Source organism: Streptomyces sp. NPDC046887, assembly GCF_040644755.1.
Lineage (GTDB): Bacteria > Actinomycetota > Actinomycetes > Streptomycetales > Streptomycetaceae > Streptomyces > Streptomyces lichenis.
This window is the reverse complement of sequence record NZ_JBEYXH010000008.1, coordinates 218,008-232,912: the sequence shown is the minus strand read 5'-3', so window position 1 is coordinate 232,912 and position 14,905 is coordinate 218,008. Positions and strand designations below refer to the sequence as shown.

14 protein-coding genes and 1 pseudogene are annotated in these 14,905 nt (G+C 73.0%); 2 read left to right on the top strand and 13 right to left on the bottom strand.

What is annotated here, in order from left to right; all coding sequences use genetic code 11:
• Window positions 1-254, bottom strand: a pseudogene (locus tag ABZ945_RS11565) (VOC family protein); the annotation flags it as partial.
• A gap of 134 nt (window positions 255-388) precedes the next feature.
• Window positions 389-733 (bottom strand): hypothetical protein, encoded by a 345-nt coding sequence (locus tag ABZ945_RS11560; protein WP_361267113.1) that lies wholly within the window; start codon window positions 731-733, stop codon window positions 389-391.
• Between the two features lie 85 nt (window positions 734-818).
• Here ABZ945_RS11560 and dacB point away from each other — a divergent pair, with 85 nt between their 5' ends.
• The gene (gene dacB / locus ABZ945_RS11555) at window positions 819-2,432 is read left to right on the top strand and encodes a D-alanyl-D-alanine carboxypeptidase/D-alanyl-D-alanine-endopeptidase (protein WP_361267111.1); all 1,614 of its coding nucleotides are present in this window, start codon (window positions 819-821) and stop codon (window positions 2,430-2,432) included.
• A gap of 88 nt (window positions 2,433-2,520) precedes the next feature.
• Here the strand turns inward: dacB and ABZ945_RS11550 are convergent, their stop codons facing one another.
• On the bottom strand, window positions 2,521-5,043 hold the full coding sequence (locus tag ABZ945_RS11550; RefSeq protein ID WP_361267109.1) for an ATP-dependent Clp protease ATP-binding subunit: 2,523 nt from the start codon (window positions 5,041-5,043) through the stop codon (window positions 2,521-2,523).
• Window positions 5,044-5,649: 606 nt separating this feature from the next.
• On the opposite strand from ABZ945_RS11550, the gene ABZ945_RS11545 reads away from it, so the two are divergent.
• Window positions 5,650-6,261 (top strand): SCO3374 family protein, encoded by a 612-nt coding sequence (locus ABZ945_RS11545; RefSeq protein ID WP_361267107.1) that lies wholly within the window; start codon window positions 5,650-5,652, stop codon window positions 6,259-6,261.
• Here ABZ945_RS11545 and ABZ945_RS11540 read toward each other — a convergent pair.
• From ABZ945_RS11540 to ABZ945_RS11495, 10 genes are all read right to left on the bottom strand, one after another.
• Window positions 6,240-6,581: an Lsr2 family protein gene (locus ABZ945_RS11540; protein WP_361267105.1), complete on the bottom strand. Its 342-nt coding sequence runs from the start codon at window positions 6,579-6,581 to the stop codon at window positions 6,240-6,242. The genes ABZ945_RS11545 and ABZ945_RS11540 overlap by 22 nt on opposite strands.
• A gap of 198 nt (window positions 6,582-6,779) precedes the next feature.
• Window positions 6,780-7,331, bottom strand: coding sequence for an amino-acid N-acetyltransferase (locus ABZ945_RS11535; RefSeq protein WP_361267103.1), 552 nt, complete (start codon window positions 7,329-7,331; stop codon window positions 6,780-6,782).
• A gap of 9 nt (window positions 7,332-7,340) precedes the next feature.
• Window positions 7,341-7,790 (bottom strand): BlaI/MecI/CopY family transcriptional regulator, encoded by a 450-nt coding sequence (locus ABZ945_RS11530; protein WP_361267101.1) that lies wholly within the window; start codon window positions 7,788-7,790, stop codon window positions 7,341-7,343.
• A 255-nt stretch (window positions 7,791-8,045) separates the two neighbouring features.
• Entirely contained in the window at window positions 8,046-8,234 is a 189-nt protein-coding gene (locus ABZ945_RS11525) for a hypothetical protein (RefSeq protein ID WP_361267099.1), read from the bottom strand.
• A gap of 19 nt (window positions 8,235-8,253) precedes the next feature.
• The gene (locus ABZ945_RS11520) at window positions 8,254-8,895 is read right to left on the bottom strand and encodes a hypothetical protein (RefSeq protein WP_361267151.1); all 642 of its coding nucleotides are present in this window, start codon (window positions 8,893-8,895) and stop codon (window positions 8,254-8,256) included.
• A 113-nt stretch (window positions 8,896-9,008) separates the two neighbouring features.
• A complete protein-coding gene (locus tag ABZ945_RS11515; protein WP_361267097.1) occupies window positions 9,009-9,815 on the bottom strand; it encodes a type III pantothenate kinase in 807 nt (268 codons plus the stop codon).
• A complete protein-coding gene (gene nadC / locus ABZ945_RS11510; RefSeq protein WP_361267095.1) occupies window positions 9,815-10,867 on the bottom strand; it encodes a carboxylating nicotinate-nucleotide diphosphorylase in 1,053 nt (350 codons plus the stop codon). Before nadC ends, ABZ945_RS11515 begins: the two co-directional genes overlap by 1 nt.
• Window positions 10,868-10,926: 59 nt before the next feature.
• Window positions 10,927-12,669 carry an L-aspartate oxidase gene (locus ABZ945_RS11505; RefSeq protein WP_361267093.1) on the bottom strand — a complete coding sequence of 581 codons (1,743 nt, stop codon included), beginning with the start codon at window positions 12,667-12,669 and terminating at the stop codon, window positions 10,927-10,929.
• Window positions 12,666-13,757: a pantoate--beta-alanine ligase gene (gene panC / locus ABZ945_RS11500; protein WP_361267091.1), complete on the bottom strand. Its 1,092-nt coding sequence runs from the start codon at window positions 13,755-13,757 to the stop codon at window positions 12,666-12,668. Before panC ends, ABZ945_RS11505 begins: the two co-directional genes overlap by 4 nt.
• On the bottom strand, window positions 13,754-14,851 hold the full coding sequence (locus ABZ945_RS11495; protein WP_361267089.1) for a DUF2520 domain-containing protein: 1,098 nt from the start codon (window positions 14,849-14,851) through the stop codon (window positions 13,754-13,756). The genes panC and ABZ945_RS11495 overlap by 4 nt, the downstream gene beginning before the upstream one ends.
• Between the last annotated feature and the right edge of the window lie 54 nt (window positions 14,852-14,905).

Genomic DNA, 14,905 nt, shown 5'->3' with positions numbered 1-14,905 from the left:
GCGTCGGCGTCCTCGACGTAAAGACGGAGGAAGCCAGGAGTCGGCGGCCACTCCGGCCGCGCGTCGAACATCAGCACCACTGAATCGCCGATCCGTACCTCCGCATGCTCGATGGCCCCGTCCTTGCCCGCAAGGCACGCGAGCTCCTCCGCGCCGAAGGCCCTCTTCATGTAGTCGATAAGCTGCACCGTGTCGCGCGAGATGATCCACGGCGTCACGGTGTGGTAGCCCTGGGGAACCGGCTTGACGGACATCTGACTGCCTCCTGGGGTGCGAGTGCCTCAACGCGCTGATGACGCTAGACGCCTTTTAGGTCACTTACTGTCCTAGAAGATCCCGATGGATAGGGATCTCGCGAACGGGCCAGCCAGACATAGGACTTGATCGTCTAGGAGACCTCCAGGGCCTCGGCCCGTCGCTCAAGCTCAGTCGCGATGGCGTCCCACTCCGGGCCGTGCAGCCACAGGCTGGAGGCGGCCTCCCGCAGCAGGGCCGGGTCGTCGGGGCGCTGGAGGAGCGCCAGGCGGTAGGCCAGGTTGCGCACCCAGACGGGGAGGTGGCCGTCGACCACATGCGGGCAGAGTTCGCGCAGCATGGCGAGCACCGCGTCCGCGTCGGCGAACGTCAACTCCTCGATGAAGTAGTGCTCCAGGTGTTTGAGCCCACACTCCGGCGTGGGCCGGTACTCGTCTCCGTAGAGGCATCGGGCGTGCTCGGTGAGGCTGCTGTGCATGGAGGGGAGCCTACGGCCGCCACGCCGTAGCCCGCCCCCGCCCTGCCTCCTTCCGCACTCCCCCGTCCTCCGTCATCCTCCGGGCATGACCACTCACGGGAGAGACCTCGGGAGACATCCCGGACGCGCGGCCCGGCGGCTGACCGCCCTCGCCCTCGGCCTCGCGGTCACCGCGCTCCTCGGCACCGGCGCCGTGCCCGCCGGGGCGGGCCCCTCGGACGGCGGGCTGAAGGGGGCCCTGGACACCATCCTCAGTGACCCCCGGCTGGACGGCGGCGGGGTGAGCGTCGTCGTGGCGGACGCGGCCACCGGGGCCACCCTCTACCAGCGCAACGGCACCGACCGGCTGATGCCCGCCTCCAACACCAAGATCGCCACCTCGCTGGCGGCGATGGGGGTCCTCGGCCCCGATCACCGGTTCAGCACGGATGTGCTGGGCGAGGGGCGGCGGACCGGCGGCACCCTGCGCGGGGATCTGTATCTGCGCGGTACGGGGGACCCGACCGTCCTCGCGGCCGACTACGACAGGCTGGCGGCCGGGGTCGCGGCGGCGGGAGTACGGCGGGTGACCGGGCAACTGGTCGCCGACGACACCCGGTTCGACGCCAACCGGCTGGGCCGCTCCTGGGCGGCGGACGACGAGTCCTCGTACTACTCCGCCCCCATCTCGGCGCTCACCCTGGCCCCGGACACCGACTACGACGCGGGGACGGTGGTGGTGGAGGTGACGGCGGGCAGCGAACAGGGCGCCCGGCCTCGGGTGCGGCTGACGCCCGCCGACGGGGGCGTACGGGTGGCCAACCGGGCCACGACCGGGGCGGGCGGAACGGCGAACACACTGACCATGGAGCGGGAGCATGGGACGAACACCATCGCGGTCACCGGTTCTCTGCCGCTGAAGGCCGCCACCGTCAAGGAGTGGATCACCGTCCAGGACCCGACCCGCTACGCGGCCACCGTGTTCGCGGCGGCGCTGGCCCGGCACGGCGTACGGGTGGAGGACGGACTGCGGACAGGAAAGGCCACCCCCGCCACCGCCAGACCGCTCGCCACCCACCGCTCCATGCCGCTGCGCGAGTTGGTGCGGCCGTTCATGAAGCTGTCCAACAACATGCACGCGGAGGCGCTGACCAAGGCGATGGGGTACCAGGCCACCGTGCGGGCGGGGAACTGGGGGGACGGGCTGGCGGCGGTGGGGAGTTATCTGAAGCGACAGGGGGTGGACACCGGGACCATCCGGCAGGTGGACGGGTCGGGGCTGTCGCGGATGAACCTGTTCCCGGCCGCCCAGCTGTCGAAGCTGCTGCTGGCCGTCCAGGACGAGCCGTGGTTCGGGGACTGGTACGCGGCCCTGCCGGTGGCCTGCGCGCCGGACCGGGCGGAGGGCGGCACGCTGCGGACCCGGATGTGCGGCACCCCGGCGGCGCTGAACGCGCATGCCAAGACGGGCTCGTTGACCGGCGCCTCGGCGCTGTCCGGGTATGTGACGGACAAGGCCGGGCGGAAGCTGGTCTTCTCCGTGGTGCTCGCCGACTATCTGGCGTCCTCGGTGAAGAGCGTGGAGGACGCGGTGGTGGTGACGCTGGCCGGGTCGGATACGGGGGCGGGGATCGTGAAGGCCGCGAGGCCGGAGCGTACGCGGACGGCCCCCGCGCCCGCCGATGTGGAGTGCTCCTGGCGGAAGCCAGCCCGCTGCTGACCGGCCGAGGGTACGGCGAAGGGGCCGCCCCGGGAGTACCGGGGCGGCCCCTTCGGACCTTCACAGCGTCAGACAAGCAGGCGCTTGCTCACGCCTCCTTGGAGAGGTTCGGGCCGGGGCCGCCGGCCGCCTCGATGGGCGGGGCGTCCGGGAGGGCCGTCTTCTCCTCGCCGCGGAAGGTGAACTTCTTCTCCTCACCCTCGCCCTCGGTGTCCACGACCACGATGTGACCGGGGCGCAGCTCGCCGAAGAGGATCTTCTCGGAGAGGTGGTCCTCGATCTCCCGCTGGATGGTGCGGCGCAGCGGCCGGGCGCCGAGCACCGGGTCGTAGCCGCGCTTGGCCAGCAGGTTCTTGGCGTCACCGCTGAGCTCGATGCCCATGTCGCGGTCCTTCAGACGCTCGTCCACCTTGGCGATCATCAGGTCGACGATCTGGATGATGTCTTCCTGGCTGAGCTGGTGGAACACGACCGTGTCATCGACTCGGTTGAGGAACTCGGGCCGGAAGTGCTGCTTCAGCTCTTCGTTGACCTTCGCCTTCATCCGGTCGTAACCGGTCTTGACGTCGCCCTGGGCCGCGAAGCCGAGGTTGAAGCCCTTGGAGATGTCCCGGGTCCCGAGGTTGGTCGTCATGATGATGACCGTGTTCTTGAAGTCCACGACCCGGCCCTGGGAGTCGGTCAGCCGACCGTCCTCCAGGATCTGGAGCAGGGAATTGAAGATATCGGGGTGGGCCTTCTCGACCTCGTCGAAGAGGACGACGGAGAACGGCTTGCGGCGCACCTTCTCGGTGAGCTGGCCGCCCTCCTCGTAACCCACGTATCCGGGCGGGGAGCCGAAGAGGCGGGAAACGGTGTGCTTCTCGCTGAACTCCGACATGTCGAGGGAGATCATCGCGTCCTCGTCGCCGAAGAGGAATTCGGCGAGCGTCTTGGACAGCTCGGTCTTACCGACACCGGACGGGCCGGCGAAGATGAACGAGCCACCCGGGCGCTTGGGGTCCTTCAGACCGGCGCGGGTACGGCGGATCGCCTGCGACAGGGCCTTGATGGCGTCCTTCTGGCCGATGACGCGCTTGTGGAGCTCGTCCTCCATGCGCAGCAGCCGCGAGGACTCCTCCTCGGTCAGCTTGAAGACCGGGATGCCGGTGGCGGTGGCCAGGACCTCGGCGATCAGCTCGCCGTCGACCTCGGCCACGACGTCCATGTCGCCGGCCTTCCACTCCTTCTCCCGCTTGGCCTTCGCGGCGAGGAGCTGCTTCTCCTTGTCGCGCAGGGACGCGGCCTTCTCGAAGTCCTGCGAGTCGATCGCGGACTCCTTGTCGCGGCGGACGCCGGCGATCTTCTCGTCGAACTCGCGCAGGTCCGGCGGCGCGGTCATCCGGCGGATGCGCATCCGGGAGCCGGCCTCGTCGATCAGGTCGATCGCCTTGTCCGGCAGGAAGCGGTCCGAGATGTACCGGTCCGCCAGGGTGGCGGCCTGGACGAGGGCCTCGTCGGTGATGGAGACCCGGTGGTGGGCCTCGTACCGGTCGCGCAGACCCTTGAGGATCTCGATGGTGTGCGGCAGCGACGGCTCGGCGACCTGGATGGGCTGGAAGCGGCGCTCCAGCGCGGCGTCCTTCTCCAGGTACTTGCGGTACTCGTCGAGCGTGGTGGCGCCGATGGTCTGGAGCTCACCGCGGGCCAGCATCGGCTTGAGGATGCTGGCGGCGTCGATCGCGCCCTCGGCGGCACCCGCACCCACCAGGGTGTGGAGCTCGTCGATGAACAGGATGATGTCGCCGCGGGTGCGGATCTCCTTGAGGACCTTCTTCAGGCGCTCCTCGAAGTCACCGCGGTAGCGGGAGCCGGCGACCAGCGCGCCCAGGTCGAGGGTGTAGAGGTGCTTGTCCTTGAGGGTCTCGGGCACCTCGCCCTTGACGATGGCCTGCGCCAGGCCCTCGACGACCGCCGTCTTGCCGACGCCGGGCTCGCCGATGAGGACCGGGTTGTTCTTGGTGCGGCGGGACAGCACCTGCATGACCCGCTCGATCTCCTTCTCGCGCCCGATGACCGGGTCGAGCTTGGATTCGCGGGCCGCCTGGGTGAGGTTCCGGCCGAACTGGTCGAGGACCAGGGAGGTGGAGGGGGTGCCCTCGGCGGGACCGCCGGCGGTGGCCGCCTCCTTGCCCTGGTATCCGGAGAGCAGCTGGATGACCTGCTGCCGCACCCGGTTGAGATCGGCGCCCAGCTTCACCAGGACCTGGGCGGCGACGCCCTCGCCCTCGCGGATCAGGCCGAGCAGGATGTGCTCGGTGCCGATGTAGTTGTGGCCGAGCTGGAGGGCCTCGCGGAGCGACAGCTCCAGGACCTTCTTGGCACGGGGCGTGAAGGGGATGTGGCCGGACGGGGCCTGCTGGCCCTGGCCGATGATCTCCTCCACCTGCTGGCGGACCGCCTCGAGCGAAATCCCGAGGCTCTCCAGGGCCTTAGCGGCGACACCCTCACCCTCGTGGATAAGGCCCAGGAGGATGTGCTCGGTGCCGATGTAGTTGTGGTTGAGCATCCGGGCTTCTTCCTGAGCCAGGACGACAACCCGCCGCGCGCGGTCGGTGAACCTCTCGAACATCGTTAATCGCTCCTCAGAGCGGTCAGGCAGTAAGGGGTCGGTCCCCTCCCTGTCCTTCCGCAGCTTAGTCCCGCAAGCGGGGACCGCTCATTCCAACTGCCGACACCCGTCGATGGCCTCCTGACCCGAACGCCGACAAATGCTCCAACCCGATGGTGCGAGACGATGTTCCCGCAGGCCAGACAGATACCCGCAACGGCAGTACGCCGAGCGCGAACGTGAGACGCCGCTGGCTGCGTGTCGCCCCTCCCCACAAGGGATGTCTTACCCGCATCGTCTGACAGTCCATGCGATGTACCCCGGTTCCCTCAGCTAAGGGCGAACACCCTTGCGCCCCCTCACTCACATGAGTGCCACTCTGACACGTACGGCGGGCGACCACCCGAACACCCTGCGTAGCCTGGCGAGATGGTCGTGGACATGGTCGTGAACTCCGTCATCGGGCCCGGGGTGGAGGGTCATCCGCCGGTGGCACATGCCGCGGGCGTGTGTCCGCCGCTCGCACGGGCCGTCGGCGTGTGTCCGCCGCTGGTGCGGGCCGTTCCGGTGCCGCGTCCGCGCCGGGGGGAGGCTCCGGGAACGGCGTGGGCGGCCGGGGGGCGGGAGGTGGCGCGGTGGTACGCGGGGCGGCTCGGCTGGGAGGTGGCGGTCGGCGCCGACGGAGGCGGGGCGCGGCTGGTGACCGGGGTGTGCTTCGACGTACTGGAGCTGCCGGCCGAGGCGGGGCACGCGGTGCTGCGGCTGCTGGGCGGCGGACGGCCGGGGTGGCCGGTGGCGGTCGCCGGGGAGCGAATGCGGATGCTGGTCGCACCGGGCGGGGCGGAGGAGCTGCCGGCCCTGCTGGACTGGCTGGAGTGGCGCGGCATCACGCTGGACCTGGCCGCGCTGGGCGCCGGGGGTCTGATGGACGCCCCGTTGCCGCCGGGATGGGCCGCCGGGCCGCAGGGCGGCCGGAACCGGAGCGCGGTGCCCGGGGGGCGGTGGCTGCGGCCGCCGCTGCCGGGGGCGGCGCTGGAGCGGGTGCTGCCGGCCGTGCCCGGTACGCCGGGCGGCCCCGGGCGGCCGGGCGGCGCGGCGGCAGCTGGTGACGGCGCCCCCTGCCTCGTACGCCTGGTGGCCGCGGCCGCCGCGGAGTGCCACCGGGTCCGGTGCGGGCGGCACCGGCGGCCCGGGGCGGAACCGGCCGGGTGGCCGGCTCAGCCGTTCGCAGCCTCGTAGGCCTGCTTGACGGTCGCCGGGACGCGGCCGCGGTCGTTGACCTCGTAACCGTTCTCCTTCGCCCACGCGCGGATCTTCGCGGTGTCCGGGCTGCCGCCGGACGCCGTCGCCACGCGGGCCTTGCCGCGGCCGGTCGCCGAGCGTCCACCGGTGCGGCGGCCGCCCTTGGTGTACGGCTCCAGCAGACCGCGGAGCTTGTCCGCGTTCGCGGTGGTGAGATCGATCTCGTAGGACTTGCCATCCAGAGCGAACGTCACCGTCTCGTCCGCCTCGCCGCCGTCGAGGTCGTCGACAAGAAGGACCTGAACCTTCTGTGCCACCGGATTTCCTTTCATCGAAAAAGCAGTACGCGGAAAGGAAACCGCTTTTCCGGCGAAAACACAAACCCCTGGGAGAGGTTCAGTTCCCCGACAGTGCGGGAAAGGTGCGCGTTTCGGACATTCGGCCAGGGGATGCCGGGCCCGGGGGCTTCCGGGAGGGTTCCGGGAGGCTTCCCCGGGGTTCCCAGGAGGTTCCTGTCAGAGGTGCAGCAGCATACGGCTGTTCCCCAGGGTGTTCGGCTTCACCCGTTCGAGACCGAGGAACTCGGCGACGCCTTCGTCATAGGAGCGGAGGAGCTCGCTGTAGACATCTCCGTCCACCGGAGTCTCACCGATCTCCACGAAGCCGTGCTTCGCGAAGAAGTCCACTTCGAAGGTGAGGCAGAATACCCGCCGCACGCCCAGCCAGCGGGCTGTATGCAACAACTTGCCCAGCAGCCGGTGGCCTACTCCGGCTCCCAGGAAGGAGGGGTCCACGGCGAGAGTGCGCACTTCCGCGAGGTCTTCCCACATCACATGCAGTGCGCCGCAGCCGACGACCGCGGCGTCCTCGTCGCGTTCGGCGACCCAGAACTCCTGGATGTCCTCGTAAAGGGTCACGTTGGCTTTGTCGAGCAGGATGCCGTCGGTGACGTAGGAGTCGAGGAGTCTCCGGAGCGCCGGTACGTCGGTGGTGCGGGCACGGCGCACCGTGACGGCTTTCCCGCCTGCGGCGGCCGGACGGGCAGGGGGGCGCTGGCTGGTCGACATGGCTGGACGCTATCGCCCTTCGGCACTCCCCAGGCCGCCGGGCTCTCCGCCTTCTCCGGCGCCTTCCCCTTCCTCGGGGGCGGGGGCGCTTTCCGGGGCGTCCCGCTGCACGATACGGATCGCGTCCTGGAGGAACTGCCGCTGCTCGGCGGACATCATGCCGAAGAAGGCGACCAGCGCGGCCGCCGGGTTGTCGCTCTTGGACCAGGCCTCGTTCATCAGAGCCGCCGAGTAGGCGGCGCGGGTGGAAACCGCCGTATAGCGGTAGGCACGGCCGGAGACCTCCCGGCGCACCCAGCCCTTCTGATGGAGGTTGTCCATCACGGTCATCACCGTGGTGTAGGCGATGGGCCGTTCCCGCTGGAGGTCTTCCAGGACTTCCCGCACGGTGACCGGGCGGTTCCATTGCCAGACGCGTGTCATCACGGCGTCTTCGAGGTCTCCCAATGGGCGCGGCACAGCACCCACCATAGTTGGACAATTCGGGCCTATGGCTTATTGACCGGGAGAGGGGTCCGGGCGCGGCCGGGGAGAGCACCGGAAGGGGGCGCGGCACCGGATGCGCGAAAAGGGCGTACGACGGCGGGATGGTCGTACGCCCTCGGGGGGGGAGGGCCCAGGGGCCCGCCGGGTCAGCCGCGGCCGGTGGCGGCGGTGCCGTCGGCCTGCTGGGTCAGCTACGGCCGGGGGCGGCGGCGCCGTCGGCCTGCCGGGTCAGCTACGGCCGGGGGCGGCGGCGCCGTCGGCCTGGTGGGCGGCCTCGGCGCGGGCGAGCGCGGCGTCCACCGCGGCGTCCTCCTTGGCCTTGTTCGGTCCGCCCTGGCTCTTGACGATCGTCACGACGAGGCCGATGAAGAACGCGGCCATCACGACGGGGGGCAGGAGCGCGGATACGTAGTCCATGCGACCAGGGTAGCCCCGGCTATCCGGCCACCCGGCGGTCGGGGCGGCGCTCCGGCGGCGGGGCGTCCGGGCGGCGCCGGGGCGGGAAGACCTCGGTGGGCTTGGGCACCGGACGGCCCGGCGGGGTGGGCGAGGGGCGGTCCGGCTGCGGCGCGGGCGGCGCCGGGCGGGGCTTGGACTCCTCGTCGTCAGACCCGGCCGCGCCCGAAGGAGCCGCACCGGCCGCGACCGAGGCGGACCGGCCGCCGGGGAGGGCCCGCAGCGGAGAGCGCGGGCCGGGGGTGACATGCCGCCCGGCGAGGCGGGCGCGGAGCGAGTGCTCGGCCAGCACCCGGCAGCGCTCCAGCAGGGCCGCCGCGGCGGGCCGGTGGCGCAGTGCGCGCAGGGCGGCCAGATCGTCGGGGCACGGGTCGTACCCGGCGGCCAGGGCGTCGCGCAGCAGGTCCAGGTAGCCGGCCGCCGAGCCGGGCAGCGCGGCCCGGTAGCGCCCCAGGTCGGCGAGGACGAACTCCCGCATCCGGTCGGCCTCGCGGACCGCCTCCGCCACGGTGCCGGCGAGGCGGAGGCAGTCCTGCACGTCTTCGTCGGCGAGCGGCGCGGGATGGAGGGCGTGGCTGAGGGCGCGGCGGAGCACCCGCAGCTCCTCCGGCGCGAAGGCCAGTCCGCCGCGGGGTCCGTGGGGGGTGGGCATGGGCCGACGATACGCGCCCGCTGGGACAAACCGCCTGAACTGCGGCGTTGGCGGGCGCGTTGCCCACCCGGGCTCCGGGAGGGTCACATACGGGAGATGTTGCGCTCGTAGACCAGGCGGAGGCCGATCAGAGTGAGCCAGGGCTCGTGCTCGTCGATCTCCTCGGCGTCCCCGAGCACCATCGGGGCGAGGCCGCCGGTGGCGATGACGGTGATGTCGTCGGGGTCGCCGTGCGGGCCGGCCAGTTCGCGCTTCATCCGGCGCACGATGCCGTCCACCTGGCCGGCGAAGCCGAAGACGATGCCGGACTGCATGGCCTCCACGGTGCTCTTGCCGATCACGCTGCGCGGGCGGACCAGCTCGATCTTGCGGAGCTGGGCACCGCGGGCGCCCAGCGCCTCCACGGAGATCTCGATACCGGGGGCGATGACCCCGCCCACGTACTCCCCCCGGGTGCTGATGGTGTCGAAGGTGGTGGCCGTGCCGAAGTCGACCACGATCGCCGGGCCGCCGTACAGCTCGGCGGCGGCCACCGAGTTGACGATCCGGTCGGCGCCGACCTCCTTGGGGTTGTCCATCAGGATCGGCACCCCGGTCTTGACGCCGGGCTCCACCAGCACGGCCGGGACGTCGCCGTAGTAGCGGCGGGTCACCTCGCGCAGCTCGTGCCGGACCGAGGGCACCGTGGAGCAGATGGCGATGCCCTCGATGCCGTCGCCCAGCTCGTCGCCGAGCAGCGGGTGCATGCCCATCAGGCCCTGGAAGAGCACCGCCAGCTCGTCGGCGGTGCGGCGCGGGTCGGTGGAGACCCGCCAGTGCTCGACGATCTCCTCGCCGTCGAACAGGCCCAGCACGGTGTGGGTGTTGCCCGCGTCGATGGTGAGCAGCATCAGGCCCGGTCCGCCTCTGCGTCCGCTCCGGCGCCGGTGAGGTCGCCGGCCTCGCGCAGGTCGAGGCCGATGTCCAGGATCGGCGAGGAGTGGGTGAGGGCGCCCACGGCCAGGTAGTCCACGCCGGTCGCGGCGTAGGCGGCGGCGTTGGCCAGGGTGAGCCGGCCGGAGGACTCCAGGACCGCGCGGCCGGCCACCAGGGTGACGGCCTCCTCGGTCTCGGCGGGGGTGAAGTTGTCCAGCAGGATCAGGTCGGCGCCGGCCTCCAGCACCTCGCGGACCTGGTGCAGGGTGTCCACCTCGACCTCGATCGGCAGGTCCGGGAAGGCCGCCCGTACCGCCTTGAAGGCCGGGGCCACGCCGCCGGCCGCGACCACGTGGTTGTCCTTGACCAGCGCGGCGTCCGAGAGGGACATCCGGTGGTTGACGCCGCCGCCGCAGCGGACCGCGTACTTCTCCAGCGCGCGCAGCCCCGGGGTGGTCTTGCGGGTGTCGCGGACCTGCGCCTGGTGCCCTTCCAGGGCGTCGGCCCAGGCGCGGGTGGCGGTGGCGATACCGGAGAGCCGGCACAGCACGTTGAGCGCGCTGCGCTCGCCGGTGAGCAGGTCGCGGGTGCGGGTGGTGACCGAGAGCAGCTTCTGCCCGGCCTCGACCCGGTCGCCGTCGGCCACATGACGCTCGACGGCGAACTCCTCCTCGCACACCACGGAGAGGATCGCCTCGGCGACATGGATACCGGCCACCGTGCCGGCCTCGCGGGCGGTGAAGTCACCGGTGGCCACGGCGTCCTCGGGGACGGTGGCGGCGGAGGTGACGTCCACCCCGCCGTCCAGGTCCTCCTCGATGGCGCGGTAGGCGACGTCCTCGACCAGTACGGGGTCGAGTCCGGCGTTCACCAGCAGTGCGGCGAGCGCGGGGTCCAGCCCGCACTCGTACACCTCCTCGCCGGCCTCACCGCAGCCGCAGCCGTCGCCGCAGCCCTGGGCGGCGGGGGCGCCGATGCTGATCAGAGGGACGTCCACGGGCTGCGGACGTTCTTCGGGCGTGCTCACGGTTACGGCTCCCTGGGGCGTGCTGGGCGGGGATGGAACAGAGGGGTCGGGACGGGCGGCTACGGGGTCGTCGGAGGGAAATCCTGGGTGGCGGTGGCGGTGACGTCCAGGGTGCGGTCCGGACTCAGCCGTACGACGAGATGGCGGCGCCACCCGTCGTCGTCCCGCTCGGGGTGGTCCTCGCGCCAGTGGCAGCCGCGGGTCTCCTCGCGGCGGCGGGCGGCGGCCACCAGCACCCGGGCCACGCAGAGGAGGTTGGTGGTCTCCCAGGCGTCCACGCCCGGTTCGGCGGCCTTCACAGCGCCGTCGAGCGGGTCGGTGTCGGCCACCGCCTCGGTGCGCAGGACGTCCAGCAGTCCGGCGGCCTCGGCGAGGCTGGTCTCGGAACGCAGTACCCCGGCTCCGGCGGTCATCACCTGCTGGACGCGGGTGCGCAGGGCCGGATCGAGCAGCGGCAGCACCCGGGGCGCCGGGTGCGGGGCGGGGGCGGCCGCCGCCCGGCCGTGTACGTCCGCCGGGAGGCTCTCGGCGATGGTGTCGGCGATCCGCTCGGCGAAGACCAGGCCCTCCAGGAGGGAGTTGGAGGCCAGCCGGTTGGCGCCGTGCACCCCCGTGCAGGCCACCTCCCCGCAGGCGTACAGGCCCGGCACGGTGGTGCGGCCCCGCAGGTCGGTGCGGACGCCGCCGGAGGCGTAGTGCGCGGCGGGTGAGACCGGGATGGGCTCGGTGACCGGGTCGATGCCATGCGCCCGGCAGGCGGCCAGGATGGTGGGGAAGCGGGTGGCCCACATCTCGGCGCCGAAGTGCCGGGCGTCCAGGTACATGTGCGGCGCGCCGGTCTCGCGCATCCGGCGCATGATGCCCTTGGCGACGATGTCCCGCGGTGCCAGCTCGGCCAGCTCGTGCTGCCCGACCATGAACCGGACGCCATCCGCGTCGACCAGATGGGCGCCCTCACCCCGTACCGCCTCGGAGACCAGCGGCTGCTGGCCCTCGGCGTCCGGGCCCAGGAACAGCACCGTGGGGTGGAACTGGACGAACTCCAGGTCGCTGACCTCGGCACCGGCCCGCAGCGCCAGGGCGACGCCGTCGCCGGTGGAGACGGCCGGGTTGGTGGTGGCCGAGAAGACCTGGCCCATGCCGCCGGTGGCGAGGACGACCGCCGGGGCGTGCACCGCGCCGACGCCGTCGTGCTGGCCCTCGCCCATGACATGCAGGGTGACGCCCGCGGTACGGCCCTCGGCGTCGGTGAGCAGGTCGAGCACCAGGGCGTTCTCGATGGTGTCCACGGCCCGGGCGCGGACCGCGTCGACCAGGGCGCGGGAGATCTCGGCGCCGGTGGCGTCCCCGCCGGCGTGGGCGATCCGGCGGCGGTGGTGGCCGCCCTCGCGGGTCAGCTCGATGGCGCCGGTCTCGGGCGAGGTGTCGAAGCGGGCGCCGGTGTCGATCAGCCGCCGCACCGCGTCCGGGCCCTCGGTGACCAGGGCGCGCACCGCCTGCTCGTCGCAGAGCCCGGCCCCGGCGACCAGGGTGTCCGCCTCGTGCTGGGCGGGGGTGTCGCCCTCGCCGAGCGCGGCGGCTATCCCGCCCTGGGCCCAGCGGGTGGAGCCGTCGTCCAGCCGGGCCTTGGTCACCACGACGGTACGCAGTCCGGCGGCGGTGCAGCGCAGCGCGGCGGTGAGTCCGGCGACCCCGGAGCCGACCACGACCACATCGGCCTCGATGGCCCAGCCGGGGGCGGGGGCGTTCAGGCGTATGCCGGTGCCGGGGGCCTGGCGTGCGGGGGTGCGGGTGCCGGTCATACGGGTGCTCCGAGGTCGTCGGCGGCGGCAGCGGGGGCGGGGCCGAGGGTGAGGGGCAGGTTGTCGATCAGCCGGGTGGTGCCGACCCGGGCGGCCACCGCCAGGATCGCCGGGCCGCGGTGGCCGCCGGGCACCTCGCGGAAGTCGGCCGGGTCGACCAGGGCCAGATAGTCCAGGACCAGCGCCGGTTCGGCCTTCTCCGCGTCGGCGAGCACCGCGCGGGCGGCGGCCCGGACCGCGTCCGCCCCGCCCGGCCCGGCGGCGGCCACCGCATGGGCGTCCGCCGCGGCCCGGGACTCGCCGAGCTTGGACAGCGCCTCGGCGCGGCTCTCCGAGGCGGGCGCCGCCCCGGCCCGCTCCAGCAGCGCGTACTGGGCGGCCAGCCGGTCGCGGGCGGCGAACAGCGCGCCGGAGAGGGCGAGCGCGGTGCGCCGCTCGGGGGCGGAGAGGTAGCGGTTGCGGCTGGAGAGGGCCAGCCCGTCGGGCTCCCGTACGGTCTCCACGCCGACGATCTCCACCGGGAAGTTCAGGTCGCGGACCATCCGGCGGATCAGCGCCAGCTGCTGGGCGTCCTTCTCGCCGAAGAACGCGGAGTCGGGGCGGGCGAGGTGGAGCAGCTTGGCGACGACGGTGAGCATCCCGTCGAAGTGCCCGGGCCGCATGGCGCCCTCCAGCCGGTCCCCCATCGGGCCCGCGGTGATCCGCACCTGCGGCTCCCCGCCCGGGTAGACCTCGTCCACGCCGGGCGCGAACACCGCGTCCGCCCCGGCCCCGGCGGCGGTCGCCAGATCGGCGTCCAGGGTGCGCGGATAGCGGTCCAGGTCCTCGCCCGCGCCGAACTGGAGCGGGTTGACGAAGACGGTGACGGTGACGAACCCGTCCGGCCCCACATGCCGCCGAGCGGCCCGCACCAGGGTGGCGTGGCCCTCGTGCAACGCCCCCATGGTCATCACCACGGCGGTACGGCCCCGCGGGGCGGCGGCCAGCACCTGGTCGAGCTCGGCCCGGGTACGGAGGAGGGCGAGGGCGTCGGGGACGGCGGCGGGGGCAGGGGCGGGAGCGGCGGCCCGGGCGGCGTCGTGGCTCATCGGTCACCGTCTCCTTGGGCGTCGTCCTCGGGGCCGTCATGGCCGGGGCCGTCATGGCCGGGGGCGGGGTGGTGCGGGTCCTCGCGGCCGTATGGGTCCTCGGGGTCCTCGTCACGGGACCCGGAGCCGGTGCGCGAGGACCCCGGGTCCACGGGTCCCTGGCCCCGCTCCTCTGGGCCGGTTCCCGACGTTCCCGGGTCCTCGTCACGGGCCCCGAGGCCGGCTCCCGTTTCCGACGTTCCCGGGTCCTCGGGGCCACGGCCCAGGACGCCGAGGAGGTCCTCGGCCAGCTCCGGCTTGAGCAGCCCGGAGGCGAGGGCCCGGTCGGCCGTCGTACGGGCCATGGCGAGGTAGCCGGCCACCGCGGCCGGGGCGTGCCGGCGCAGCTCGGCGACGTGCGCGGCGACCGTGCCCGCGTCGCCGCGGGCGACCGGCCCGGTGAGCGCGGCGTCCCCGGAGCGCAGGGCGTTGTCCAGGGCGGCGCCCAGCAGCGGGCCGAGCATCCGGTCGGGGGCGGTGACCCCCGCGGTGCGCAGCAGCTCCATCGACTGGGCGACCAGGGTGACCAGGTGGTTGGCGCCGAGCGCGAGGGCGGCGTGGTAGAGCGGGCGGGCCTCCTCGGCGATCCACTCCGGTTCGCCGCCCATCTCGATGACCAGCGCCTCGGCGGCGAGCCGCAGCTCCTCGGGGGCGGTGGCGCCGAACGAGCAGCCGGCCAGCCGCTGGACGTCCACCGAGGTCCCGGTGAACGTCATCGCCGGGTGCAGCGCCAGCGGCAGCGCGCCCACCCGCCGCGCCGGGTCGAGCACCCCGGCGCCGAACCGCCCGGAGGTGTGCACCAGCAGCTGCCCGGGGCGTACCGCTCCGGTGTCGGCGAGCCCCTGCACCAGCCCGGGCAGCACATCGTCGGGGACGGTCAGCAGCACCAGCTCGGCGCGGGCCAGCACCTCGGCGGGCTCGACGATCGGCACCTCCGGCAGCAGCTCCCCGGCCCGGCGTACCGAGGCGTCCGAGACGGCGGAGACGGCCACCGGGTGGTGCCCGGCCAGTCGGAGCGCGGCGGCGAGCGCGGGACCCACCCGGCCGGCACCCACGACCCCGACGGTGAGCCGGGCGGGGCGGGGCTCACCGGGCGCGGCCCGGCCCGG